General features: G+C 51.6%; 21 protein-coding genes and 1 tRNA gene. 9 read left to right on the forward strand and 13 right to left on the reverse strand.

Annotated features, from left to right (window positions below):
* The first annotated feature begins 55 nt into the window (after nt 1-55).
* On the forward strand, nt 56-484 hold the full coding sequence (gene uspF, locus FDW97_RS11410; RefSeq protein ID WP_038638520.1) for a universal stress protein UspF: 429 nt from the start codon (nt 56-58) through the stop codon (nt 482-484).
* A 65-nt stretch (nt 485-549) separates the two neighbouring features.
* On the opposite strand, the gene torD is transcribed toward uspF, so the two are convergent.
* From torD to torC, 3 genes are read right to left on the reverse strand one after another with little or no spacing between them, the layout of a single operon-like run.
* Nucleotides 550-1,164, reverse strand: a complete 615-nt coding sequence (gene torD, locus FDW97_RS11415) for a molecular chaperone TorD (protein WP_087857160.1) — start codon at nt 1,162-1,164, stop codon at nt 550-552.
* Nucleotides 1,161-3,701 (reverse strand): trimethylamine-N-oxide reductase TorA, encoded by a 2,541-nt coding sequence (gene torA, locus FDW97_RS11420; protein WP_137351061.1) that lies wholly within the window; start codon nt 3,699-3,701, stop codon nt 1,161-1,163. Before torA ends, torD begins: the two co-directional genes overlap by 4 nt.
* On the reverse strand, nt 3,691-4,869 hold the full coding sequence (gene torC, locus FDW97_RS11425; protein ID WP_042309930.1) for a pentaheme c-type cytochrome TorC: 1,179 nt from the start codon (nt 4,867-4,869) through the stop codon (nt 3,691-3,693). The genes torA and torC overlap by 11 nt, the downstream gene beginning before the upstream one ends.
* A gap of 131 nt (nt 4,870-5,000) precedes the next feature.
* Here torC and torR point away from each other — a divergent pair, with 131 nt between their 5' ends.
* Entirely contained in the window at nt 5,001-5,693 is a 693-nt protein-coding gene (gene torR, locus FDW97_RS11430; RefSeq protein ID WP_087857091.1) for a two-component system response regulator TorR, read from the forward strand.
* Here torR and torT read toward each other — a convergent pair.
* Complete coding sequence (torT, locus tag FDW97_RS11435) at nt 5,666-6,697, reverse strand: TMAO reductase system periplasmic protein TorT (RefSeq protein WP_137346950.1); 1,032 nt, start codon at nt 6,695-6,697, stop codon at nt 5,666-5,668. The genes torR and torT overlap by 28 nt on opposite strands.
* 82 nt (nt 6,698-6,779) lie before the next feature.
* Here torT and torS point away from each other — a divergent pair, with 82 nt between their 5' ends.
* Nucleotides 6,780-9,536: a TMAO reductase system sensor histidine kinase/response regulator TorS gene (gene torS / locus FDW97_RS11440; RefSeq protein WP_212734248.1), complete on the forward strand. Its 2,757-nt coding sequence runs from the start codon at nt 6,780-6,782 to the stop codon at nt 9,534-9,536.
* Between the two features lie 37 nt (nt 9,537-9,573).
* Here torS and FDW97_RS11445 read toward each other — a convergent pair.
* Nucleotides 9,574-9,650 (reverse strand) — tRNA-Arg (locus FDW97_RS11445).
* Between the two features lie 38 nt (nt 9,651-9,688).
* Nucleotides 9,689-9,868, reverse strand: a complete 180-nt coding sequence (locus FDW97_RS11450) for a hypothetical protein (RefSeq protein WP_069324008.1) — start codon at nt 9,866-9,868, stop codon at nt 9,689-9,691.
* Nucleotides 9,869-9,905: 37 nt separating this feature from the next.
* Here FDW97_RS11450 and fimW point away from each other — a divergent pair, with 37 nt between their 5' ends.
* The 3 genes from fimW (at nt 9,906) to fimZ (ending at nt 12,827) form a co-directional block, all read left to right on the forward strand.
* A complete protein-coding gene (gene fimW / locus FDW97_RS11455) occupies nt 9,906-10,499 on the forward strand; it encodes a fimbria biosynthesis transcriptional regulator FimW (protein ID WP_085047585.1) in 594 nt (197 codons plus the stop codon).
* 386 nt (nt 10,500-10,885) lie between these two features.
* A complete protein-coding gene (locus FDW97_RS11460) occupies nt 10,886-11,608 on the forward strand; it encodes a fimbriae Y protein (RefSeq protein ID WP_137351149.1) in 723 nt (240 codons plus the stop codon).
* 586 nt (nt 11,609-12,194) lie between these two features.
* A complete protein-coding gene (fimZ, locus tag FDW97_RS11465) occupies nt 12,195-12,827 on the forward strand; it encodes a fimbria biosynthesis transcriptional regulator FimZ (protein WP_038638509.1) in 633 nt (210 codons plus the stop codon).
* Between the two features lie 49 nt (nt 12,828-12,876).
* On the opposite strand, the gene sfmF is transcribed toward fimZ, so the two are convergent.
* From sfmF to fimA, 6 genes are all read right to left on the reverse strand, one after another.
* Complete coding sequence (gene sfmF, locus FDW97_RS11470) at nt 12,877-13,413, reverse strand: fimbria assembly protein (protein WP_137351062.1); 537 nt, start codon at nt 13,411-13,413, stop codon at nt 12,877-12,879.
* Nucleotides 13,406-14,413 carry a type 1 fimbria D-mannose specific adhesin FimH gene (gene fimH, locus FDW97_RS11475; protein WP_038638504.1) on the reverse strand — a complete coding sequence of 336 codons (1,008 nt, stop codon included), beginning with the start codon at nt 14,411-14,413 and terminating at the stop codon, nt 13,406-13,408. Before fimH ends, sfmF begins: the two co-directional genes overlap by 8 nt.
* 4 nt (nt 14,414-14,417) lie before the next feature.
* Nucleotides 14,418-17,039, reverse strand: a complete 2,622-nt coding sequence (locus FDW97_RS11480; protein WP_137351063.1) for a fimbrial biogenesis usher protein — start codon at nt 17,037-17,039, stop codon at nt 14,418-14,420.
* Nucleotides 17,040-17,046: 7 nt separating this feature from the next.
* A complete protein-coding gene (fimC, locus tag FDW97_RS11485; RefSeq protein WP_137346947.1) occupies nt 17,047-17,739 on the reverse strand; it encodes a type 1 fimbria chaperone FimC in 693 nt (230 codons plus the stop codon).
* A gap of 41 nt (nt 17,740-17,780) precedes the next feature.
* On the reverse strand, nt 17,781-18,314 hold the full coding sequence (fimI, locus tag FDW97_RS11490) for a type 1 fimbrial protein subunit FimI (RefSeq protein WP_087857085.1): 534 nt from the start codon (nt 18,312-18,314) through the stop codon (nt 17,781-17,783).
* Nucleotides 18,315-18,391: 77 nt separating this feature from the next.
* Nucleotides 18,392-18,961 carry a type 1 fimbrial major subunit FimA gene (gene fimA / locus FDW97_RS11495; RefSeq protein ID WP_137346946.1) on the reverse strand — a complete coding sequence of 190 codons (570 nt, stop codon included), beginning with the start codon at nt 18,959-18,961 and terminating at the stop codon, nt 18,392-18,394.
* A gap of 572 nt (nt 18,962-19,533) precedes the next feature.
* On the opposite strand from fimA, the gene folD reads away from it, so the two are divergent.
* The 3 genes from folD (at nt 19,534) to FDW97_RS11510 (ending at nt 21,264) form a co-directional block, all read left to right on the forward strand.
* The gene (gene folD / locus FDW97_RS11500) at nt 19,534-20,400 is read left to right on the forward strand and encodes a bifunctional methylenetetrahydrofolate dehydrogenase/methenyltetrahydrofolate cyclohydrolase FolD (RefSeq protein WP_003021887.1); all 867 of its coding nucleotides are present in this window, start codon (nt 19,534-19,536) and stop codon (nt 20,398-20,400) included.
* Between the two features lies 1 nt (nt 20,401).
* Entirely contained in the window at nt 20,402-20,614 is a 213-nt protein-coding gene (gene ybcJ, locus FDW97_RS11505; RefSeq protein WP_085047592.1) for a ribosome-associated protein YbcJ, read from the forward strand.
* Between the two features lie 125 nt (nt 20,615-20,739).
* A complete protein-coding gene (locus FDW97_RS11510; RefSeq protein ID WP_069324001.1) occupies nt 20,740-21,264 on the forward strand; it encodes a metal-dependent hydrolase in 525 nt (174 codons plus the stop codon).
* Nucleotides 21,265-21,354: 90 nt separating this feature from the next.
* Here FDW97_RS11510 and cysS read toward each other — a convergent pair whose 3' ends face one another.
* A complete protein-coding gene (gene cysS / locus FDW97_RS11515; RefSeq protein WP_069324000.1) occupies nt 21,355-22,740 on the reverse strand; it encodes a cysteine--tRNA ligase in 1,386 nt (461 codons plus the stop codon).
* Nucleotides 22,741-22,873 lie beyond the last annotated feature (133 nt).

Raw genomic sequence — 22,873 nt, forward strand, 5'->3', positions numbered from 1 at the left:
AGAGACAACCTTGGGTACACTCAGGATAGAGGTAAACAAACAGGAGGTAGTGAATATGTATCGCTCAATTCTGGTGCCCATTGATATCTCTGAAGCCGATTTAACCCGCCATGTTGTGCCGCAGGTTCAGGCGCATGCCAAAACCGCCAAGGTCCATTTTCTGGCCGTTATTCCTACCGTTCCGTTCTATGCCTCGCTGGGGCTGGCCTACTCAAGCGAATTCCCGGACCGCAGTGGTCTGCAGGCCAAGGCCAGCGAAAAACTCGAAGAGATTGTTAAGCAATTCAATATTCCTGCAGGCAGGAGTCAAATCCACGTCGTTTACGGCCCGCCGAAGGATCAGATCCTCAAACTGGCGGAGGCGGTTGACGCCGAACTTATCGTCATCGCCTCGCATAAGCCTGGTTTTAGCACCTACCTGCTGGGTTCAACGGCTTCTGCCGTAGTCCGCCATGCGAAATGTCCTGTGCTGGTTGTACGGTGACACTGGCTAACATAATAAAAACGGGAGTAAATTTACTCCCGTTTTTTTCGGACTAAGGTCAGCACTCAGTGCTGATTATCCAGCCTGACCAATGCCAGCAACAGCTGGCTCAGCGCACCATAAAACCCAAAATCATCATAACGACAGCATTTAGCGGTGAATTCCGGTAACCAGCGCAACAACCCCGCCAGCGTTTCTCTGCGCAGCGCGTCAATTTGCTGATGACGCAAGCCAGCTTCAGCCAGTGAAAAATGCAGATGGCTCAGCAGTTCGACGAAAATCGCCAGGTGATCGGCTGACTCACTAAACGTATTGCTGACCTGCATGCCCGCATCAGATAACAGTTGTTTAATGACGCCGTAGTTCGATCCCCCTTCGAGATGAGCCGACGCATAGGGTAACGCCGCGTGTTTGTCCGACATCAGAAACAGACTGCAAAAATCAGCTGCCAGTTCCAGAGTGACGTCTTCACGCATCTTAAGCGCCGCAATTTTTTCCTCCAGCAGAAGTACTTCCGCCTCAAGCGATGGCTCACCTTTTAGCAACGCAAACCACTCCGCCATTTCGCTGGAATGCAACTGTTCCAGGCTTTCGTCATCGCGCTCACGGGAAAACAACTGCGCCAGCCAGGCGTAAACGCAGGCCACCTGCTCTGGTGTCAGGGAAGAGTCTTTCATTATGACCTCCCCTGCTCTGCCGGAACATATTCGCACTGCGCCACCATTTTTATCGGGCCGCTGAATGCCGTCACATTCGCCAGCTTGCCGGTATATTTCTCGATTTCCACCAGCGCAGTATGGGCACTGGTGGCTTGTGCCAATTGAGACGTGCCGATATCTATCGTTAACACGTTCGGGTTGCCGTATTTGCACAGTGCCCCGATTTCTCCGCCGTTCTCCGGATCGTACCAGGCGCCTTCATGAATACGCACGACGCCTGGCGAGTAGAGATCGGAGACAACTGCCCCGGCGAGCACTTGTCCACGCGCATTAAATACACGGACGATATCACCATTGCGAATCCCTCTTGCACTGGCATCCTGCGGGTTGATAAACACCGGTTCTTTGCCACTTACCGCATAATGCTTACGTAGCGCTTCAGATTCACAAAGCTGCGAATGCAGACGGAAGTCCGGGTGGACGGATTGCAGATGCAGCGGCCAACGCTGCGACCCCGGCCCGCCGTGTGATCGTTCGATTTTCTCAAACCACATCGGATGCCCCTGGCAGTCGTCATACTGCATATCGGCAATAGTTTTCGAGAAAATTTCGATCAAACCGCTTGGTGTCCCCAGCGGCTCAAGATCGGGATCTTCGCGGAATGCCTGATGTCGAACAAACATCTGCGGATGCTCGAACTCAACGTACTCCTGCTGATTCCAGAAGACGTCAAATGCCGGGAGATGAACGCCGCGCCCTTTCCCCTGCTGGCTTCCTTCCTGCCAGATCCGCTTCAACCACCCCATCTCATCCAATCCTTCGGTGAAGGCCTCTTCACGATTAAAGCGGCGGCAAAGATCGCGGAAAATATCGAAATCATTACGCGCTTCAAATTGCGGCTGTACCAGCTGTTTCATGGCGATAATGCCGCGGTTAGAGTGGTTGCCATACTGGTCGAGATCGTTACGTTCAAATTGCGTCGTCGCAGGCAATACAATGTCGGCGAAGCGACAGGTCGAGGTCCACTGATTATCAATAGCGATAACGGTTTCCAGCTTGTGCCAGCCCTCAATAATGCGGTTGATCTGCTGGTGGCGATGAAAAGGATTGGTCCCGGCGAAAACGCACATCTTCAACGGCGGCAGTTTCACCGTTTTACCGTTCCAGTTAATTTGCTTGCCCGGCTCCAGTATCGCATCAATAAAACGTGCAATAGGGATGGTGCTGCTATAGCCCTTATAATCGGTGCTGTCATGTATCGGAGGAACGGTGGTGGAGCCAGAAAAACCACTCAGAATTACACCCTTACGGCCTGGCGTACCCGCGCCGTTATAGTGCCAGCCAAAACCAAAGCCCCCGCCGGGTAAACCGATTTGTCCGAGCATTGAAGCCAGCACCACAATCATCCACGCCCATTGCTCCCCATGCTGCATGCGCTGGACGCACCAGCCGGCAATAATTTGCGTTCTCCCCCCCGCCATCTGCCGTGCCAGTTCACGAATCGTGTCGGCATCGATCCCACATATCTTTTCCGCCCACAGGGCATCTTTAGGCTGCCCGTCACTTTCTCCCAGCAGATAAGGCAGAAACTGTTCAAACCCCACGCAGTAGTTATCGAGAAAATGCGGGTCATAGAGCTTCTCGGTATAGAGCGTGTGCGCCAACGCCAACTGTAGCGGCACATCAGCCTGCGGATTTACGGCAATGTGTTTAACTTTATCACGACCCAGATAGTCATGAGTCGAGGTGACGACCGGGTCAATACTGATGACAGAGATCTCGCCACGCGCCACTTTTTCCTTCAACTGCTCGTAGTATTCATAGACATCATGATCCGGACACCACCAGTTCGCCTGCTGGTTTTTGATCAGATCGGAGCCCCACAGCACAATGGTTTTGCTGTTCTTCAACACCAATGGCCAGGAGGTTTGTTGCTCATACACCTCCATTGAACCCACCACCCGCGGCAGGATCACCTGAGCGGCGCCGGTGGAATAGTCTCCCCCGGTACCCACGCTGTTGCCATGCAGCGCAATGGCGCGCGCCAGCATACCGGAAGCGTTATGGAACATGCCGGTTGATTGCCAGCCGCTGGCCGTAAGCAGCGCGCTTGGACCATAGGTCTTCTGAATGCGCTCCAGCTCCTGATAGAAGAAGTCCAGCGCTTCATCCCAGGAAACGCGCACAAAGCGGTTATCGCCGCGCTGTGTGGTATCGCTCTGGTGTCGTTTACGTAACCAGTCAACGCGCACCATCGGATAACGGATACGCGCGCCACCGTGCACATGATCCGGCAGTCCGGCGATCATTTTGGACGGGTACTTATCACGCTCAAACGGCTTCGCCTCGATAAAACGCCCATCAACCACGGTGGCACGGATTGCTCCCCAGTGAGAACCGGTCAAAATTCCCTCTTTAACACCCGTTCCCTGGACCTCGGCGGCACTGGCGCTACGCGGTGTGAGTAGAGAGGGTCCTAACATACCGGCTACGGTCAAACCGCCCAATTGCAGCAGGAAACGTCGGCGAGATGCCTGAAAGAGATCGTTATTTTTCATTGCTTTCTCCCGTAGCGCTATGTGGCTTGTCCGTGGTGTCAGAGGCATTCATCTGCAGATATTTCAGCAAGGTACGTTCTTCGCGTTTATCCAGACTGGTAAACCCAATCATGCCGTTCAACGTGCCAATCCAGCCGTTGGCGTCAAAGTGTTCTTTCTCTGGGGCGCCGTGGCACTGGTTACAGGTTCCGTTATAGAGTGAGTCGGCATAGGCCCAAATCGGCTTGATGTCGTTAACCATATCGCCCTTGTGCATCCAGGCGGTGGCTTGCAACTTACTCCACGGCGTATTCGTTTCCGCGACGGTGGTTTGCTCCAGCGTTTTCACATGCTGCTGGATATCACCGCGAATAGAAGCCACAAAAATGCGCTTACCCGGCAGTTGCGCCAACACGCGCTGACGTCCGTTACTTTCGGTCCAGCCCACAATCTCAATTTGCAGCCAGTCGCCGTCACGCTTTAACACTTTGACTTCAGAAGCGGGCAGCAGTGAGCCTGCGGGTTCTTTATCACCTTTCGCGGCATACAGAGGTTTGATGTCAAGGGAGTAGAGCGTATCGCCATCATCATTCGCACTGGCGCGAAGCGCATCAAACTGCTTGCGGAAACCGCTGCTCATGTCGGGAAGTTGGTGCGCAATGCCTTTATGGCAGTCGATACAGGACTGGTTATCCTTCGCCGCAATTTTCATCTGGCGTGCGGCTTCAGGATGCTGTTTAGCGTGATCCATCGCGTCATAGTTATGACAGGAACGACAGGTTGCGGAGTTGTTCTCTTTCATTCGCGCCCATTCGCGCTCCGCCAGCTCGGCGCGTTTGGCTTCGAATTTCTCAGGCGTATCAATAGAGTGGGCAACAAAGGTCTGGTAGATATCGTTGCTGGCCTCCAGCTTACGTTTCACCATACCAGGGATATCTGATGGAATGTGGCAATCGTGACACTCTGCGCGCACCCCGGAGGCATTCTGAAAATGCACCGACTGTTTATATTCTTCATAAACCGGCTGCATGCTGTGGCAACTCACGCAAAACTCGGTTGAACTGGTTAATTTAATGCCAACGTGCGGTAAGACGATCAGCGCGATGCCGACCACAATTCCGATAACGACCAGCGCCAACACTGACCAACGTGCGCTCGGTCTGAGCAGCGCCCTCCATAGTTTCCGCATAATAGCCCCTGTAATTATATGGTTTAGTTACAGAGGATCTTATTTCCCAAATGTGAACAGCAACACTGGTCAGGATGAATGGCTTACGGCACAATGTGAACAGATATGAACAGAAAGAGACAGCAACCAGGATGTCGCATCACATTGTCATTGTTGAAGATGAGCCGGTTACCCAGGCGCGGTTACAGGCTTACTTCGAACAGGAAGGTTATCACGTCTCAGTCACCGCCAGCGGAGCCGGTCTGCGTGAAATCATGTCGCTACACCCTGTCGATTTGATTCTGTTAGACATCAATCTCCCGGACGAAAATGGCTTAATGCTGACGCGCGCCCTGCGCGAACGCTCAACGGTGGGCATCATTCTGGTGACGGGTCGCAGCGACCAAATTGATCGTATTGTGGGCCTGGAAATGGGCGCTGATGATTATGTCACTAAACCGCTGGAGCTACGTGAACTGGTGGTTCGGGTGAAAAATTTGCTCTGGCGGATCGATCTTGCCCGCCAGACGCAGCCGGAGACCAAAGACAACTGCTATCAGTTTGCCGGATATTGTCTGAATGTCTCCCGCCATACCCTGGAGCTTGGCGATGAAGCCATCAAACTCACCCGCGCCGAATATGAAATGCTGGTCGCCTTTGTCACTAATCCGGGGGAGATTCTCAGTCGGGAACGCTTATTACGCATGCTTTCCGCACGACGGGTAGATAATCCAGACTTACGCACTGTGGACGTTCTGATCCGCCGTTTGCGCCACAAGCTGCGGGCCGATTTGCTGGTGACACAGCACGGGGAAGGCTATTTTTTAGCAGCCGATGTGTACTGATACAGATAAACAGGGCGAAATCCGCCGGGTGACAGTGAGCGCTGAACATGCCGGCTGTCCGCATTTTTCGACGTAAGCACGAGGATCGGCGGGCTGATATTTTCCGGCACCGACTGCCCTTGCAACACCCTGATAGCCTGCTGAATCGCCAGTTCGCCTTGCCAGACCATTTGATCGCTGGCAGCCATAATAATTCTTTCGCGTTTAAGCCCGCGATAAACCTGATGCGACAAATAAAAAGAGACCACGGTCAATGGCGTTCCCTGATTACGTCTCTCCCCCATCGCCGCTTCTGCCGCAATTGCCGTACCGGCAACCACATCGGCATCCGGGTGACGCTCAAGCATCTCCTGCAGCAGGTTACGCTGTATTTCAATATCATTATCACCCAACGCCATATCCACAATCTGTACCTGACTACCGGCAATCGCCTGGCGGAATCCATCCACCATTTCGCGGCTGCCGCCCGCGTCGTCAGGGCCTGGCAATAATAAAACTTTTAGTGGCCTGCTACCGCTCCATTTAACCAGATAGCGACCTGGCTGATACCCCATCTGGAACCACGGCACCCCAACCCGGGCTTTCACCGTCGCGTCATGTATCGCATTCACCACCTCAATAACCGGCAGCGTGCCCACCTGCGCCTGCAAATCCGGAAAAGTTGTCGTGCTACTGCCTAACAAAATGGCATCCGCGCCCCATTGCTGACACTGGGCGATTTGCGATTTTTGCGTGCTAAACTGGCGATACCCTCCCGCTTCAAACACCTTCAGGCTTACCCCATATTTTCTTGCGGCCTCAAGCATGCCGTAATTTACAGAAAGCCAATAGGAATCCTTCAGACTGGGATACAACGCGCACAGTTTCCATGCCTTGTTTGCCGTCACGGTCAGTTGCGATTGCGGGACAGCCTGCTGCGTACCCTGCCAGCGCAGCAATAGGGACTCGGTCGCGTGACCCAGACCGGGAAAAAGTGTGATCAGCAGGAAAAGCAATACGCGCATGATAGCCTCATCATTGATAAGGCTTTATCCTAGTTGCTTTCCTCTTTTGGACTCAACCTTTTTAATCTGTGGCGACCAGACAGTGAATTTATCTCTGACCAAACGACTGTGGATTGGCTTTGCGCTGATGGCGGCACTGACCCTCATCAGCACGCTGGTAGGCTGGTATAACCTGCGTTTTGTCAGCCAGGTTGAGCAGGCCAATACTCAGGCGCTTATCCCGACCATGGATATGGCGCGCCAGCTCAGCGAAGCCAGCGCCTGGGAACTGTTTGCCGCGCAGAATCTGACTACCGCAGATAATGAAAATATGTGGCTGGCTCAGGGACGGATGTTAACCGCCCAAAGCCTGAAAATAACTGCATTACTGAAAACCCTTCGCGAGCAGGGCTTTGACACCTCGGCCATTGAACAACAGGAAAAAGAGATCGCCCAGTCGTTAAGCCATCAGGGGGAGATGGTTGGCGAGCGTTTGAAGCTACGCGATCAACAACAGCAACTCAGCCAGCAAATTGTTGAGGCCACCACAGACGTAGCCGAAATGGCGCGCGGACAGGCCAATAATGCCGCCACGTCTGCGGGCGCTACTCAGGCAAGTATTTATGATCTGATCGAGGGCCGTCAGGGCCAGGCCGCTGAACAAGCGCTGGACAGGCTCATTGATATCGATCTGGAATATTATAATCAGATGAACGAACTGCGTCTGAGCGCGTTACGGGTGCAGCAAAGGGTGATGAATCTGGGGAATAACCAGGCGCAGAATAACCTGGCGGCGCTGGAAACCCAGCTCAATGCCGCCGTCAGAGTGCTTCACCGCCGACAAATTCGTATTGAGGATCCGGTGGTACGCGCTCAGGTTGCCAATACCGTCGATACGATTGGCCGTTATGTTGATCTGCTGGCCCTGTATCGTCAGGATAATGACATCACCACCCGGTTACAGATCTTATCGCAGAACAATATCGAGCAATTCACCCGTTTCAGTAGCGAAGTCAGTCAGTTGGTGGACATCATCGGCCAACGCAACCTGACCGGACTGGCGCATCTCAAACAAGCCAGCCAGCGCGGGCAAAACCTGTTGTTGCTATTGAGCGGCGTCTCATTATGCCTGTTGATTCTCATTCTTTGGCGTGTGGTTTATCGCTCAGTCACCCGTCCGCTGGCACAGCAGACGCAGGCGTTACAGCGCCTTCTGGAAGGCGATATTGATTCCCCCTTCCCGGAAACCGCGGGTGTTCGCGAACTGGATACCATTGGTCGTTTGATGGATGCCTTTCGTACCAGCGTTCATACGCTCAATAGCCATCGTGAGCATCTGGCTGCTCAGGTTAAAGCTCGCACCGCAGAGCTTCGTTCTCTGGTATATGAACACCGACAAGCGCGTGCTGAGGCCGAAAAAGCCAACCAGGCGAAATCGGCGTTTCTTGCCGCCATGAGCCATGAAATACGCACTCCGCTGTATGGGATCCTTGGCACCGCGCAATTGCTCTCAGACAATCCCGCTCTGGCGCAACATCGGGACAATTTACGCGCCATCACCGACTCGGGCGAGTCTCTACTGACCATCCTTAACGATATTCTGGACTATTCCGCCATCGAAGCTGGTGGTAAAAATGTAGCGATCGGCGATGAACCTTTTGAACACAAACCCTTGCTGGAAAGTTCGCTTCAGCTAATGCATGGCCGTGTCGCGGGTCGCCCCGTCGAGTTGGTAGCGGAATTTGCCGATGACGTACCCATGGCCCTACGCGGCGATCCGCGGCGCATCCGACAAATTATTACTAACTTATTAAACAACGCACTACGCTTTACCGATCATGGACACATCATCCTGCGTAGCCGGCGTGAAAACAAAGACTGGTATATCGAGGTTGAAGATACCGGATGTGGGATTGACCCCTCCCGTCAGCGCGATATTTTTCAGCCGTTTGTACAAGTCAGCGGCAAACGTGGAGGAACCGGGCTGGGACTCACCATCAGCGCAAGTCTGGCTCAGGCGATGCAGGGAGAATTGAGCGTTACCAGTACACCCGGTGTCGGGAGCTGTTTTCGCCTGCGTTTACCATTACGCGCGGCCGCAATGCCCATGGTTGAATCCATCCAACACAGGGTATCGTTACAAGGTTTGCGTTTATTACTTATTGAGGATAATCCTCTCACGCAGCACATCAGCACGGAAATGCTCACTCTCAATGGTGCGCAGGTCACCGCTGCCGACAGCGCTGCTAATGCGCTAAAAATATTGCAGAAAGATGCTCGTTATGACGCTGCCCTGGTTGATTTCGATCTGCCGGATATCGACGGTATCACGCTGGCACAACAGTTAATCCGCGCGTATCCAGGGCTTAACCTGATTGGCTTTAGCGCGCACGTTATCGACGAAACGCTTAGCCAAAGAACCAGCACCTTGTTTCTCGGCATTATTCAAAAACCGGTCCCCCGGGATGAACTCAGTCGGCTGATTACCCATTATCTGCGCGATAACGAAGCCATTTCGCAAACCCCTGGAGGGGAAAGCGCACGGTTGGACACTCAGCAATTGGCCGACGATATCCAGGCCATGGGAGTACAAAAAGTACATGAATGGTTAGCACTCTTTAAGCAACATACCCTGCCTTTATTAGATGACATTGACACTGCACGCGCAGAAGGCGAATACGAGCAGCTAAAGCGCCTGGCGCATCAGCTTAAAAGCAGTTGTGCCAGCATGGGAATGCGCTCAGCCAGCAAGATGTGTGCAGCGCTGGAACAACAGCCGTTTGCAGATTTTTCACTCAGAGAGGAAGTGCAACGCAGTCTTAATGAAGTAGAAATATGGCTGGAGAAGGACAAGTCGTAGCGGTACGCAGAAGCTAAGAATTGGACTTACTTTGAAATGGTACGCCCTGTAGGATTCGAACCTACGACCTACGGCTTAGAAGGCCGTTGCTCTATCCAACTGAGCTAAGGGCGCATTGTGAAGTGATAACTTCATGCAGAGAAACGCGTGAATTATACGGTCAGCGCTTGCTGAGTCAATGCCTTTTGTTTCAGTTGCTGGTGAAGTGTACGAATGTTGATTTTTTCTGGTCGTTCAAGGGTATCCAGGAAATCACCTGGTAACAACTCAGCCCGCATAGCGCCAGATTTAAGGATACATGTATTTAGAATATTTATGATTTTGCTTAACATTCCCTTACCCTCTTTCCAGCGGTTCAGGAACTCTTCAATGTTAAGTATCGCCATCAAGGAAGAAAATAGTCACTTCGAACACGGGCTGAAAATCATTATTTCCCATCTGGCAAGTCAGTGGCATCAGGAGATTAGTTTTTTGCCTGTCGAGGAGATCGATCGCGCCGACATCGCGTTTATCTCACTGGATGAAGATTGGCTCAGCGCCGAATGCTATCAGGTTCCGGTTCACACCAGGCGCCAACACCGGGTGGTGATCTGCAACAGAAACGATAAAGATAAGCTGATGTTCCGGCCCTGCCTGTACATGTTGCCGCTGATCTATCGGGAAGATGACGTTGACGAGATCACCAAAAAATTAGTCCTCATCTTGCAAAAACGCGCGTTACGCAACAGCGTACCGGCGACTATCTGCCATTACTGCACCACCCGCAACTTTTCTATTGCAGAGCGCCAGTTCTTGATGTTTCTTGCCAGCGGATATACGTTAGCCGAAACCGCTCACCTGCTCTCAATCAGCGATATCCATGCCAAAGCAACCCGTCGCAGCATTATGAAAAAGCTGCACGTGAAAAACGATCAGCAATTCTTAAGATACATCCGGGCGCATCTGAACTTTCTACAAAATTAGGTGGAACCTCTCCGCCTAATTTTTTATTGAGAAATATCTCACCATCAATTAAGTATCGGCTCCTACTGTACCTGGCAGCTGACTGCCAGAATAATCCAGTCATACAATTCATGAGGTAACCGAAAGGTACACCCGGTAATATTTTAACTAACCCCAGAGAGAGGTTGAACTGGATAAAACGATCTTTTGGGCATTGAGTAAGACATCAGAAAACTTCCGGCAGATTATTCTGATGGGATACTCAATTGCCAGTCTGGTGATTGTTGAAGACATTGAAACCCAACGGCACAAGGGAACTCACCGTCGCGCTGGAAAAATTTGGGTCAGGGATGTTTGTTGTCAGCAATTTATCCAGAGCTGCCGCAACAGAAATGGAATGGAAACGGATGCACAGCGCAAAACGCCGGGAACGACATCGCCGTATACGAAACGCTAACTGTACCCATCAATATCCCCACTGTACCTCACAAGTATTCGACCAAATCGAGTATCTGGCGCAAAAAATCGAATACACCATACCGGGCGATACTATATCTCAGGCGATTATTACAGGAGACTATTATCTTGCCTATACACTGAGCCGCCATTTATTCTCAGGCACGCGCACCGCGATCTTCCGGTCCATTGAATCGGCGCTGGTCTGCCTGAAAAAGTCGGTCATTAGTCAGTTAGTGGTTGATATGGAAGGCTTAACAAGCTCTTACTTCGATATTCTTCAGTGCCTGCGCCAACTACTTAAACAGCGGAATGATATCCAAATCTTCATATTGCTTTCCAGTCATGATGAAGATCTTAAAACCTTTATATCACTGTCTGGCCCATTTTATATCTTATCACGCAGTCTACACCTCCCAGAGATGCGTCAGGCGTTATTATCCCCGGTGCTAAATTATATTCATTCGAGGCGCATAAAGCAGGTCGATTGGGAGATGGTGACCTTACTTTTACAAGGTAACTCCTTAAAAAAGATTGCTCAGTTACAGACACAACCCTACCACCGCATCATCTATCGCCTGAACCAGTTGATTACCCGCCTGGGATTACCAAACCGGCAGCGCTTTTTGCATCTGATACATCGTCTCAACGTTACCTCTCATCATTTAATTTAACACCATAACCCTATGTCCAGTAAGATTTTTTAGGAAATTACTTATTTTAGCATGAGAAAATTGATCCAATTTTCACAAATATTTAATATTTACAACTATTCCTGGTATTATAGATACCACCTCTTCCACACTTAACCTTACTGTTTCTGCGTACATCGCTCGAAAATAGTGTTCCCGCTGACTTAACAAAACCTAAACAATTAGCTTATTGTATCGTTTTTACTATTTAAAATAAATTTTCAATCTGCCATAATTCGAACCGCAGATAAATAATGCCAATAGTCATTAACACATCTGGATCTTTCAGAACATCCTAACTGCCATTAACGATCGGGATGTTGTAAGTCTTTTCCGAAAGAGCGGAGCAGGTATAATCCTCACTGTTTCCTGATTAATTGTTAGTTTTTCCAGTGTGAAATGGATGTTCCACAAATTCATTGTTCTGCAGAAGAACAACCGAATAAACAAGGACGAAATAGTATTTATTCGGTTCTCCTCAGAACAACTCTTGGCTATTTGACAATATTATAACGCCTGATGTTTTATCAAATTCGCAAGATACGCAAACAGTTTGAGGCATACAACAATGAAACCAGCATCCGTTATCATTATGGACGAACACCCTATTGTCAGAATGTCGATAGAAGTACTCCTCGAAAAAAACAGTAATATTCAGGTTGTGCTGAAAACCGATGACAGCCGCGCGGCAATAGAACATCTACGCACGTACCCTGTCGATCTTGTCATCCTGGATATTGAACTGCCTGGCTCTGATGGCTTTACATTACTCAAGAGAATAAAATCATTGCAGGAGAATACTCGGGTGCTATTTCTGTCTTCAAAATCTGAGTCTTTTTATGCCGGGCGCGCTATTCGCGCCGGGGCAAATGGTTTTGTCAGTAAACGAAAGGATCTAAATGATATCTACAATGCGGTAAAAATGATTTTATCAGGATATTCTTTTTTCCCTTCGGATACACTGAACTTTATTAACAATGTAAATGTGCAAAAAGGTGTATTAAATGATATGCCGCTCTCTAACCGCGAGGTGACGGTTTTACGTTATCTGGCAAACGGGCTATCCAACAAGGAAATTGCTGAGCAATTGCTACTCAGCAATAAAACGATTAGCGCTCACAAAGCTAATATCTACTCCAAGCTCGGTTTGCATACCATCGTTGAACTGATCGACTACGCCAAAATGCATGAATTAATGTAACAACACTCCCGGCGAGATGTCGTTCGGGAGTGTTTTGTCAGCGCAATGATTAGTTATAGTTAATCATAAACGTGGCATCGGCCCTGGCGACCCCGGGCTGCACCCCATCAGCCAGCGCGATATAGTTGGCAAAAAAAGTCAGCGTGGCATTGCCATTCTCATCAATACCGACGGCCTGGCTGGCCTGCTCAAGCGGCAATCGCGTCCGGTCGCTATCGCGCAGCTCAATCGCCACCTTTTGCGCCATAAGCGCGTTATCGAGCGCCAGTAGCGTAGTACCTGGGGCCGGGGTCCCGGAGAACGTTATCGACGCGGATCCCGGCGGACAGCCTTCAAGCTTCAGCGTAAACGAGACCGGTTGGGTGGTGTCTCCGCTGGTCTGTAACTGCTTTGTCGGCCAGGTGCCTAAATCAACCGACTTATTGCTGTCGCTGGCAATCACCGCGCAGGTAAAATCCACCACGTTACCGCGCAGTTCAATATTGATTTCTCCCAGCGACGAGGCGGCCTGGCATAACGCGCTGAATGTCAGCATCGGCATAATCGCCAGAAATGCCCATGCGGCGGGCTTTTGCTTATTAGTCATAGTCCACTCGCAGATAGCCACGGGCAGTAAAAGGCCCTTCCGTGGGTTTATTACCCGTCACGCTGACCGGCCATGTCCGGATCCCAACACTCGCCGCGGCGTTGTCGTCCAGTTGAAATGGAATAGTGCTGGACAGATTGTTAGGCGTTAGCGGATTACCGCTGCTGTCGGCAACAATGAAACCTAAATCCGGGTTGTTTGAAACCATCATTTGCCCGGAGGCTTTCTCCGCTTCTACCCGCATGGTCAAGTAGGCCTGAGCGGCAACGTTGGTGCATTTTATGGCCACCGTTTTGGTCTGCGGATTGATGCCTTCGGGCTTGTTGCCCGCGCCCGCCTTGCTAAACAGCGATGCGCCAATATCGCCAAAATCAAACTCGACAATCTGTCCGGCGTTCACTTCGCAGTTTTGTGGAACCTCCACCTTACCGCTGTAGCTAATGGTGTAAACCGGCGTACTCAGCGCATCTCCGGTACTGGTGGTGACATAGACTCTGAACATCGTCTGCCGGGGAATAGGCACCATGTTAATAAATGAGCGGATCACTTTGAGTTTAAACACCAGCTTTGAATCCATTACGCCAAAAGGTTGCTGCTTCGGCACGTTAGGGTGAGTCCCCATGCGGATATAGTTACGCGGGGGATAAAACAACCCGGCGTAACTGTCGGTGATGCTCATAGCCCCCAGCAGGTAGTCATTGAGTTTCAGGTACTGAAAACCGCCCTCGGTACTTTGAACCGGAAGTTCAGTGACATAGCTTCGATAGGTATAATCCACCGTCGTCCCTGCCGGACAGGTGGCATTAACGCCAATCCAGCCTGATTTTTCCGGCAACGTCACCACCTGTCCCGGCTGGTTGTTGCTGCTGTTAAAGACATTCGACAGATCGTAAAAAACATCCGTTGGTGTGCCATTCGAATTTTGGCAGACCGTTGCCCAGGACGGTTGCGCCATCAGCAGTAACGCGCTTGCCAGTAACAAACCTGTTTGTCGTTTCATCGTATTATTCCTGTCGTGCCGCTGGCGATTCGCACGTCACATTCGTGAGCGTCACCGCCTGTTTCAGACTCTCTTCAGGCAAGGCATAATGCGCCACGCAACGAGCTTTTGCGCCTTCCCCCCATTGGATCAGCAACTCGCCTTTAAGCGGCAGGCCGCTCAGGTAAATTTGCCCGTCTTCACCCACCATACTGGTCACGCCGCTGGTGTTTTCACGTACCACGGAGCCAAATGGCACAGGTTTACCGGCATATTTCGCCGTCATCAGCGCCCGCACACCGATACGTGTATCAAACGCCGCTCGCACCAATGCTCCTTGCGTTGGCACGACGCTGCTGACGTTGTTTTCCACATCGGTATTGTTGTTCATCGAATTGGTGTCTAACGCGACGCGGTTATAGCGATAGACGGTGGCATACGGCATCACCGCGTATCCACGCCAGTCGGTCTGCACGCCGGTCTGGTTTTCTATCCGCACGCCCTGAGCGCCTGGCGCTTTGATCAACACATTGGTATCGCCGAGCGGCTGACTAAGCGTAATGCCGTCCGCATGTCCTATCACACCGCCGGCGAGCTGCCAGTTGTAGTCATGCTGGTCGCGGTCGTAGTTGTATCCCACGCCCAGCGTGCCATAGGCCGCCTGCCAGTTAGCGCTGGCGTTTCCGCTGTAACCATTAGTACTGCTGTGACCCTGATTCACGCTATAGCTCAGGTTACGGCCATCCAGCAACGTACCGCCGATCCCGCTCTGCCAGCTATTTTGTCCGTTGCTATTGCGGTTGGCATTAAAGGTGGCGTAGGTGCGATCGAAGGCATTATCACGCGAGTAACGCCGCCCGCTCAGCAGGCTGAACGGGATTGACATATTGAACGCCATAATGCGGTCGGTGTCGGAGATGCCGACTGATTCATTCCACGACCAGGAGAGTGAATAGCTAATCCCCTGCCAACCACTGGCATAGCCCAGTTGATACCAGGTATTGGTGTCTGAGGTATTCCAGTACGTTTGCTGGCTACCTGAGATATACAGCGATCCGTACTCCCCCAGATTCTGCGAAATGTTGATCTGAAAACGGCCTTTCTTGCTGTAGCTCAGATTGTGGTAACTCTTCACATCCGGCACGTCGTGGCGATTGCCTTCGCTGTCGTATTCGTACTCATAGCCTTCCATACTGCGATACGCGACGTCGTCGAGGGTATAGAAGCCACGCGTAGAGTAGCGGTAGCCCAACAGCTGAAAGTTAGTGCCAAAATTGTTCAATGACTTCGCATACAGGAAACGCAGAGACTGCCCCTGGTGCGTACTGTCATCCGCCAGTTGGCTGCGCGCATGGGTTAAATCGACGGAAACTGCCCCCCAATCCCCCAGATTTCGGCCAGTACCTAAAACTACCGCAGTGTAACGTGAGGCTAACTGCGTACCACCATAAGCGGTATACCCCTCTGGTAACCCGGCGATTAATGTTCCCTGGAAAAAGAACGGTGAGGATTGCTGGCTATTGCCGCTGCGAAAATCCCCGGCAACCACGTCATACTTGAAACGCCCTTCTCGCTGTAACAACGGAACCGTGGAGTACGGCACCGTATAGCGCTGCTGGCTACCGTCTTTCTCATCCACCGTCACCTCAAGGTCACCGCTGGAGGAGGTCGGGTTAAGATCGGTTATCGCAAAAGCGCCCGGTGAAACATAACTTTGATAAATCACGTAGCCATTCTGACGAATAGTCAGTTTCGCTGCGGTACGCGCAATGCCACGTACGGTAGGCGCGTAGCCTTGTAAGCTGTCGGGATACATGCTGTCTGAGGAATAGAGTCGCGCGCCACGAAAACCGACGCTGTCAAAAACGTCATTTCCGGTATTGCTGTCGCCCATCACCAGTTCACCCTTCAGCGGGATAACCGCGCGCTGAAGCCATGTACCGATGTTTTTCCAGCTTTGTGAATGGTATCCGTCACCTTTGGAATAGCTCCACGCGCCGTTGTTCCTTAGCCGCCAGGGTCCATAGTTCAGGCCACTCAACATGCTCAGGAAATAGCTGTCAGTATCGCTCCCACGGCTACCGGTAAAGTTATAATTAATCAGCGCCGCCGGGATCCCTTCATCCCATTCGTCCGGTGGAATGTAGCCGCGCGCGCTGTTTAACATCGACGCCTGCGGCAGACTGATGTTTAAGCGCAAAGTAGAAAAATCAAAGGCAACTTCACTGCCGGGAATCGCCTCAGGCAAATTGATACAGGTCGCGTTCGGATCCTGACTGAGTGCCGGAAACGCGGCAATATTAACGCCCAGGCGTTTTACCCAGTCGAGTCCAAAGCATGGCATCAGTCCACCAGACTTCTCCCCTGCCTTTCCCGCACTGCTGGCAAAATGAATGTCCTGGGTAGCAACGAATTCATCATTGCGCCAGATATCCACACGATAAACGCCTTCAGGCTGATGATTACCTTTTTCAAAACGTGATAAATCCGCCACGGTTGCCGTATCCGCAGATAAAAATGCCGGATTGAAATAGCTTTCCCCATGGCTTAAAGAGGGAAAGAGCGCCGCCAGCGTGGACAACGCCACCCCCGCCAGCGGTGGCGTAACCCCCGGTAACAGGTCAGGAAAATACGTTGTCTTATTCATCGTTATCTCAACGCACGCTTACCGTTTGAGCGGTGGTCACCGCGCCATAATCATTGACCGTCTGGAAGGTAACGTTGCCCTGTACGCTCGTTGGCAGCAGCACCTGCGTATCGCTTTTCGGCGCAACCATGACGTTATCGATCTTCGTTTTCCCCACATTGAGGTTGACCAGAGTGACGTAATACGCAGACGGATTGTTGATTTTCAGGTGGTTGCCGGAACGGGAAAACTGCAGCATGCCGGGAGCATCTTCCGGGATGTGCGGCAGATTATTTGGGCGGACAAAAAGTTTAATGCGCGACAAAATCGCCAGTTGCAGAACGTTTTTACCCTCAAGGCTGTTCTTGTTGACTGACGGAATGGCTTTCACGTTCATCCAGAACAGCGATTCACGGTCTTTTGGCAGCGGCGCGCCTGCGTAGATGATACGCAACGTGTTTTCACTTTTAGCCTCACTGACAAACAACGGAGGCGTCACGACAAACGATTTTTCTTTAACCCCTGCGCTATTCTCGATCCATGAATTTACCAGGTAACGTTCTTTGGTATCGCTATTGCTAATAGACAGCGAAGTTTGCTTGGCATCAGCTGGATAAATAACACGGGTAGCGCCTAATGCAATGCCGCCGGCTGCCTGCACACTGGCAGCAGAAAATAAGGCCAGTAAAAGGATAAAACCTGATTTTAGATTATTAAACATAGCTACAAATACCTTTGATGCGATTATCGTTGGGAAATAAATCAGGGATAAACCAACGTAAACCACACGTCTGAACGAAGTATTCCCGGTGTGATATTTTCCGAGACGGCCCGATAGCGAGCAGTGAAATGAAACGTCATCTCTTGGGTGATAATCGGCGCGTAATGAAGCGGTAGCGCATTAGGAATTATTTGCCGTTGTCGCTCGTCAAATAACGCCAGACCAACCCCCGAAGATGCAGACGCATCGCCGCTGGCCAGAAAAACCTGCGGATCTTCCGCTGGCGTCACACCGGCAAACGCAATCCCGACGTGGTCATAAACATCAGAACTGCACGATGTTAATCGCAGTGAAAACGGTACGCTGGTAGAGGCAAAGCTTCCCGTTCCGGAGAAGGCATTGGTACGATATTGCCCCATTTGCACCCGCAAATTCTGGCTGTCGGTGGCGACCGTACAGGCGCCGTTAACGAGCTGTCCCCGTAAGTGGAGGCGTCCGCTTTCCAGTATTACCGTATGAGCAAGCGCAGGCATTACGCACAGCATTCCCGCCAGCGCCACGCCTTTCCCTATCATCTGCCGCATCCTTTTTCATCCCCGGATATTGCCTCATCCAATGAGGCGAACATCATCCTTGCGCGAATCTGAACGGCTTATTCGTACTTCATGATAAACGTCGCGTCGGCATTCGCCTGACCCGGCGTAGCGCTGGTCGCGGTCGCTTTATAACGGGCAGAGAAACGCAGGGTGTTGGTCCCTTCTACCAGCGCCTGAGCGGTAGAGAAGGTTGCTCCATCCGGCTTCAGCGCGGTGGACGTATTGTCCAGAATTTCAATCCCTACACCGCCCGCGGTAGTGCTGTTATCCGAGGAGGAAACGGCCAGCAGGTTATTGTTAGTGATGTCGGTCTGGCCAGAGAAAGCAACCGCGGCGGTCGCAGCCACTTTCGGGTCGCAGTCGTTCAGTACGATAGTGAACGGGATTTGTGCCGTGGTATCACCGACTGCAGTAAAACTGGCGGTACGATACTGGCCTAACGTAACAATCTGATCGGATGACTGAGTGCTGACGGCACAGGCTGCATTGACCAGTTCACCTTCAAAATGAACAGTACCGCCGCTAACGCTTACCGGATCGGTCGCCGCCGGATCGGCCGCAACCGCTGCGCCCGCGACTAACATCAGGCTGGCAATAACAGAAGAGGCTATTAATTTACGTTTCATGGATTTCCCTTGAATTACACACATCCGGCTCCGGCGTCCTGCGGGATCCGTTTGAATCATTATCGACATTAAATGTCAGGCGAATTATCTCTGCATCCTGTAAAGATATATATCGCAAGAGAATTAGCTAACCTTTACCCAACTCTCCGAGTATTTGATTCACTAATTAATCTTCGCGAATATGACTATTTCGTCACAGCGTTAAATTAAACATTTAAATTAATGAAAAATACCTGCAAATCCTTTTAATGGCCCTGGCTAATTCTTATTGGGATCCAGGAAAAATCCGAGTAAAAATGAGGTAAAGACATCATAATCAAACGTAACAGACTGGTTTATGGTGCATTAACCTTGAAAATACCAGGGTGATGAGTTGTTTCATTGACGTTAAATTTAATTAGCATGATCATGAATGATGCGCAGGGCTTCAGCGACTGAACCGCCCCTGCTCACTGACCGCTCTCCCCGCGATCGCACGTAAAAACGCAAACGAAAACTGACAGCACGTTCTGCTTCTGACAAAATAGTGACATCCCCTTCGATTTAACGTAACAGATGGAATCCTCTCTCTGATGGCAGCAAAGATTATTGACGGTAAAACGATTGCGCAGCAGGTGCGCTCTGAGGTTGCTCAAAAAGTTCAGGCGCGTTTAGCGGCTGGATTACGCGCCCCGGGCCTGGCTGTTGTGCTGGTAGGCAGCAACCCGGCTTCGCAGATTTATGTCGCGAGTAAACGCAAAGCCTGTGACGAAGTGGGGTTTGTCTCCCGCTCTTATGACCTGCCTGAAACCACCAGCGAGGCGGAGCTTCTTGAGCTGATCGATACGCTCAACGCAGATACCACCATCGACGGTATCCTGGTACAACTGCCATTACCGGCAGGTATCGACAACGTTAAGGTGCTGGAACGTATCGCACCAGATAAAGACGTAGACGGTTTCCACCCGTATAACGTTGGTCGTCTGTGTCAACGCGCGCCGCGTCTGCGTCCATGTACTCCGCGCGGGATTGTCACTCTGCTTGAGCGTTACAACATCGATACCTATGGTCTGAACGCCGTAGTGATTGGCGCTTCAAATATTGTCGGTCGCCCGATGAGCATGGAGCTGCTGCTGGCTGGTTGCACCACTACGGTCACCCACCGATTCACCAAAGATCTGCGTCGCCACGTAGAGCATGCGGACCTGCTGATTGTTGCTGTCGGCAAACCGGGCTTTATACCCGGCGAGTGGATCAAAGAAGGTGCGATTGTGATTGATGTCGGCATCAACCGTCTGGAGAATGGTAAAGTAGTGGGCGATGTGGTCTTTGAAGATGCAGCCGCACGTGCGTCATATATCACGCCAGTACCGGGCGGCGTAGGCCCAATGACTGTCGCCACACTTATCGAAAACACGCTACAGGCGTGTGTTGAATACCATGATGTAAAGGACGTTTAAGATGGCCACATTTTCACTGGGTAAGCACCCACACGTTGAACTCTGCGATTTGCTGAAGCTGGAAGGTTGGAGCGAAAGCGGCGCCCAGGCAAAGATCGCTATTGGCGAAGGCTTGGTGAAGGTCGATGGCGCGGTTGAAACGCGCAAACGCTGTAAAATCGTTGCCGGACAGACCGTCAGCTTTGAAGGCCACAGCATTAACATCGTAGCGTGACCCCAAGTGCCGGATGAGGTTAACGCCCTGTCCGGCCGCTTCCCCGTCTCATTTTCAGATAATAACTTCATCCCCACTTCACAGTGAACAGTTAGCATGTCGTTTTCCCACATGAAGCGAACATCATGCCAACCATCGTTACTCACGCGGCCGTTCCACTCTGTTTAGGATTAGGTCTCGGACTTAAAGTCATCCCCCCACGATTACTGTTTACTGGCGTCATTCTGGCGATGCTGCCGGATGCCGACGTGCTGTCATTTAAGCTTGGCGTCGCCTACGGCAACGTGTTTGGCCACCGTGGATTTACCCACTCACTGCTGTTCGCCTTTGTCGTGCCGCTACTTTGCGTATTGATTGGTCGACGATGGTTTAAAGCCGGATTGATTCGCTGCTGGCTATTCCTGACAGTTTCACTGCTATCGCACAGTGTGCTGGATTCTGTCACCACCGGCGGCAAAGGCGTCGGCTGGCTGTGGCCGTGGTCGGATGAACGCTTTTTCGCGCCGTGGCAGGTGATTAAAGTCGCGCCGTTCGCGCTGTCACGCTACGCGACCCCTTACGGGCATCAGGTGATTATTTCGGAATTATTATGGGTGTGGCTACCGGGAATGATGATGATGGGTGTGCTGTGGTGGTATCGAAAATATTAATCTGCCGGATGCGACGCGCTGCGTCTTATCCGGCCTACACTCGCTCTTTTGTAGGCCCGGTAAGCGTAGGCGCCACCGGGCATTACAGAGTTACTTACGACGCCAGGTGGTGCCCTGCGGACCATCTTCCAGCACGATGCCCATCTCGTTCAGACGGTCACGCGCGGCGTCGGCCGCCGCCCAGTCTTTCGCCTTACGGGCGTCCAGACGCTGCTGGATTAACGCTTCAATTTCGGCGACTTCACCGTCATCCGCCTGCGCGCCGCTTTGCAGGAATGCTTCTGGATCCTGTTCCAGCAAGCCCAGCACGCTGGAGAGCTTACGCAGATGCGCAGCCATACCGTTCGCCGCCGCCATATCTTCACCCTTCAGGCGGTTAACTTCACGCGCCATATCAAACAGCACGGAGTACGCTTCCGGGGTGTTGAAGTCATCGTCCATCGCGTCAATGAAACGCGCTTCAAAGGCCTCGCCACCCGCAGGGGCAACGGATTTGTCAGTGCCGCGCAGCGCAGTGTACAGACGTTCCAACGCAGAACGCGCCTGTTTCAGGTTCTCTTCGCTGTAGTTCAACTGGCTACGGTAATGACCTGACATCAGGAAGTAGCGAATGGTTTCGGCGTCGTAGTATTTCAGCACGTCGCGCACGGTAAAGAAGTTGCCCAGCGATTTGGACATTTTCTCGCGGTCAACCATCACCATCCCGGAGTGCATCCAGTAGTTCACGTATTCGCCATCGTGCGCACAGGTGGACTGGGCAATTTCGTTTTCATGGTGCGGGAACATCAGGTCGGAGCCGCCACCGTGAATATCAAAATGGTTGCCCAACTGTTTGCAGTTCATCGCCGAACACTCGATATGCCAGCCCGGACGACCAGCGCCCCACGGAGATGGCCAGCTCGGTTCACCCTCTTTGGACATTTTCCATAGCACGAAGTCCATCGGGTTGCGCTTCACGTCAACCACGTCAACGCGTGCGCCTGCCTGCAGTTGATCCAGATCCTGGCGTGACAACTGACCGTAGTTTGGATCAGTCGGGACGTCGAACATCACGTCGCCATTATCGGCAACATAGGCGTGACCTTTGGCGATCAGCTGTTCGGTGATCTCAATAATCTCGGCGATATGATGCGTAGCGCGAGGTTCCAGATCCGGGCGCAGAATATTCAGCGCATCGAAATCGCTATGCATTTCCGCAATCATGCGATCGACCAGCGCGACGAAGCTCTCGCCGTTTTCATTCGCGCGCTTGATGATTTTGTCGTCGATATCGGTAATGTTGCGCACATACTTCAGCTTATAGCCGAGGAAGCGCAGATAACGCGCAACGACGTCGAAAGAAACGAAAGTACGTCCGTGGCCAATATGACAGAGATCGTAAACGGTAATACCACACACGTACATGCCGACTTCCCCGGCATGAATAGGTTTGAATTCCTCTTTTTGGCGCGTCAGTGTATTAAAGATTTTTAACATCGAAGATTCCGTGTAGACGTGTGTGGGTAATAATATCCGTATAATACATATTATTCGTAATCGAAGCAGCACACTTTGCAAGGTGATCGCAGCTTGCGGTTATGCTATAACACACCCCTAACTCTGACCCTTA

Source organism: Citrobacter sp. wls708 (genome assembly GCF_005281255.1).
GTDB lineage: Bacteria > Pseudomonadota > Gammaproteobacteria > Enterobacterales > Enterobacteriaceae > Citrobacter > Citrobacter werkmanii.

Excerpts from the sequence above, each read along its gene's own strand:
- FDW97_RS11450 (WP_069324008.1), bottom strand. The coding sequence starts at position 9,868 with ATGTTAAGCAAAATCATAAATATTCTAAATACATGTATCCTTAAATCT.
- torR (WP_087857091.1), top strand. The coding sequence starts at position 5,001 with ATGTCGCATCACATTGTCATTGTTGAAGATGAGCCGGTTACCCAGGCG.
- sfmF (WP_137351062.1), bottom strand. The coding sequence starts at position 13,413 with ATGACTAATAAGCAAAAGCCCGCCGCATGGGCATTTCTGGCGATTATG.
- FDW97_RS11510 (WP_069324001.1), top strand. The coding sequence starts at position 20,740 with ATGCCAACCATCGTTACTCACGCGGCCGTTCCACTCTGTTTAGGATTA.
- FDW97_RS11460 (WP_137351149.1), top strand. The coding sequence starts at position 10,886 with ATGCACAGCGCAAAACGCCGGGAACGACATCGCCGTATACGAAACGCT.
- torC (WP_042309930.1), bottom strand. The coding sequence starts at position 4,869 with ATGCGGAAACTATGGAGGGCGCTGCTCAGACCGAGCGCACGTTGGTCA.
- ybcJ (WP_085047592.1), top strand. The coding sequence starts at position 20,402 with ATGGCCACATTTTCACTGGGTAAGCACCCACACGTTGAACTCTGCGAT.
- torA (WP_137351061.1), bottom strand. The coding sequence starts at position 3,701 with ATGAAAAATAACGATCTCTTTCAGGCATCTCGCCGACGTTTCCTGCTG.
- fimA (WP_137346946.1), bottom strand. The coding sequence starts at position 18,961 with ATGAAACGTAAATTAATAGCCTCTTCTGTTATTGCCAGCCTGATGTTA.
- torT (WP_137346950.1), bottom strand. The coding sequence starts at position 6,697 with ATGCGCGTATTGCTTTTCCTGCTGATCACACTTTTTCCCGGTCTGGGT.
- fimC (WP_137346947.1), bottom strand. The coding sequence starts at position 17,739 with ATGTTTAATAATCTAAAATCAGGTTTTATCCTTTTACTGGCCTTATTT.
- fimZ (WP_038638509.1), top strand. The coding sequence starts at position 12,195 with ATGAAACCAGCATCCGTTATCATTATGGACGAACACCCTATTGTCAGA.
- cysS (WP_069324000.1), bottom strand. The coding sequence starts at position 22,740 with ATGTTAAAAATCTTTAATACACTGACGCGCCAAAAAGAGGAATTCAAA.
- fimI (WP_087857085.1), bottom strand. The coding sequence starts at position 18,314 with ATGATAGGGAAAGGCGTGGCGCTGGCGGGAATGCTGTGCGTAATGCCT.
- uspF (WP_038638520.1), top strand. The coding sequence starts at position 56 with ATGTATCGCTCAATTCTGGTGCCCATTGATATCTCTGAAGCCGATTTA.
- folD (WP_003021887.1), top strand. The coding sequence starts at position 19,534 with ATGGCAGCAAAGATTATTGACGGTAAAACGATTGCGCAGCAGGTGCGC.
- fimH (WP_038638504.1), bottom strand. The coding sequence starts at position 14,413 with ATGAAACGACAAACAGGTTTGTTACTGGCAAGCGCGTTACTGCTGATG.
- FDW97_RS11480 (WP_137351063.1), bottom strand. The coding sequence starts at position 17,039 with ATGAATAAGACAACGTATTTTCCTGACCTGTTACCGGGGGTTACGCCA.
- fimW (WP_085047585.1), top strand. The coding sequence starts at position 9,906 with ATGTTAAGTATCGCCATCAAGGAAGAAAATAGTCACTTCGAACACGGG.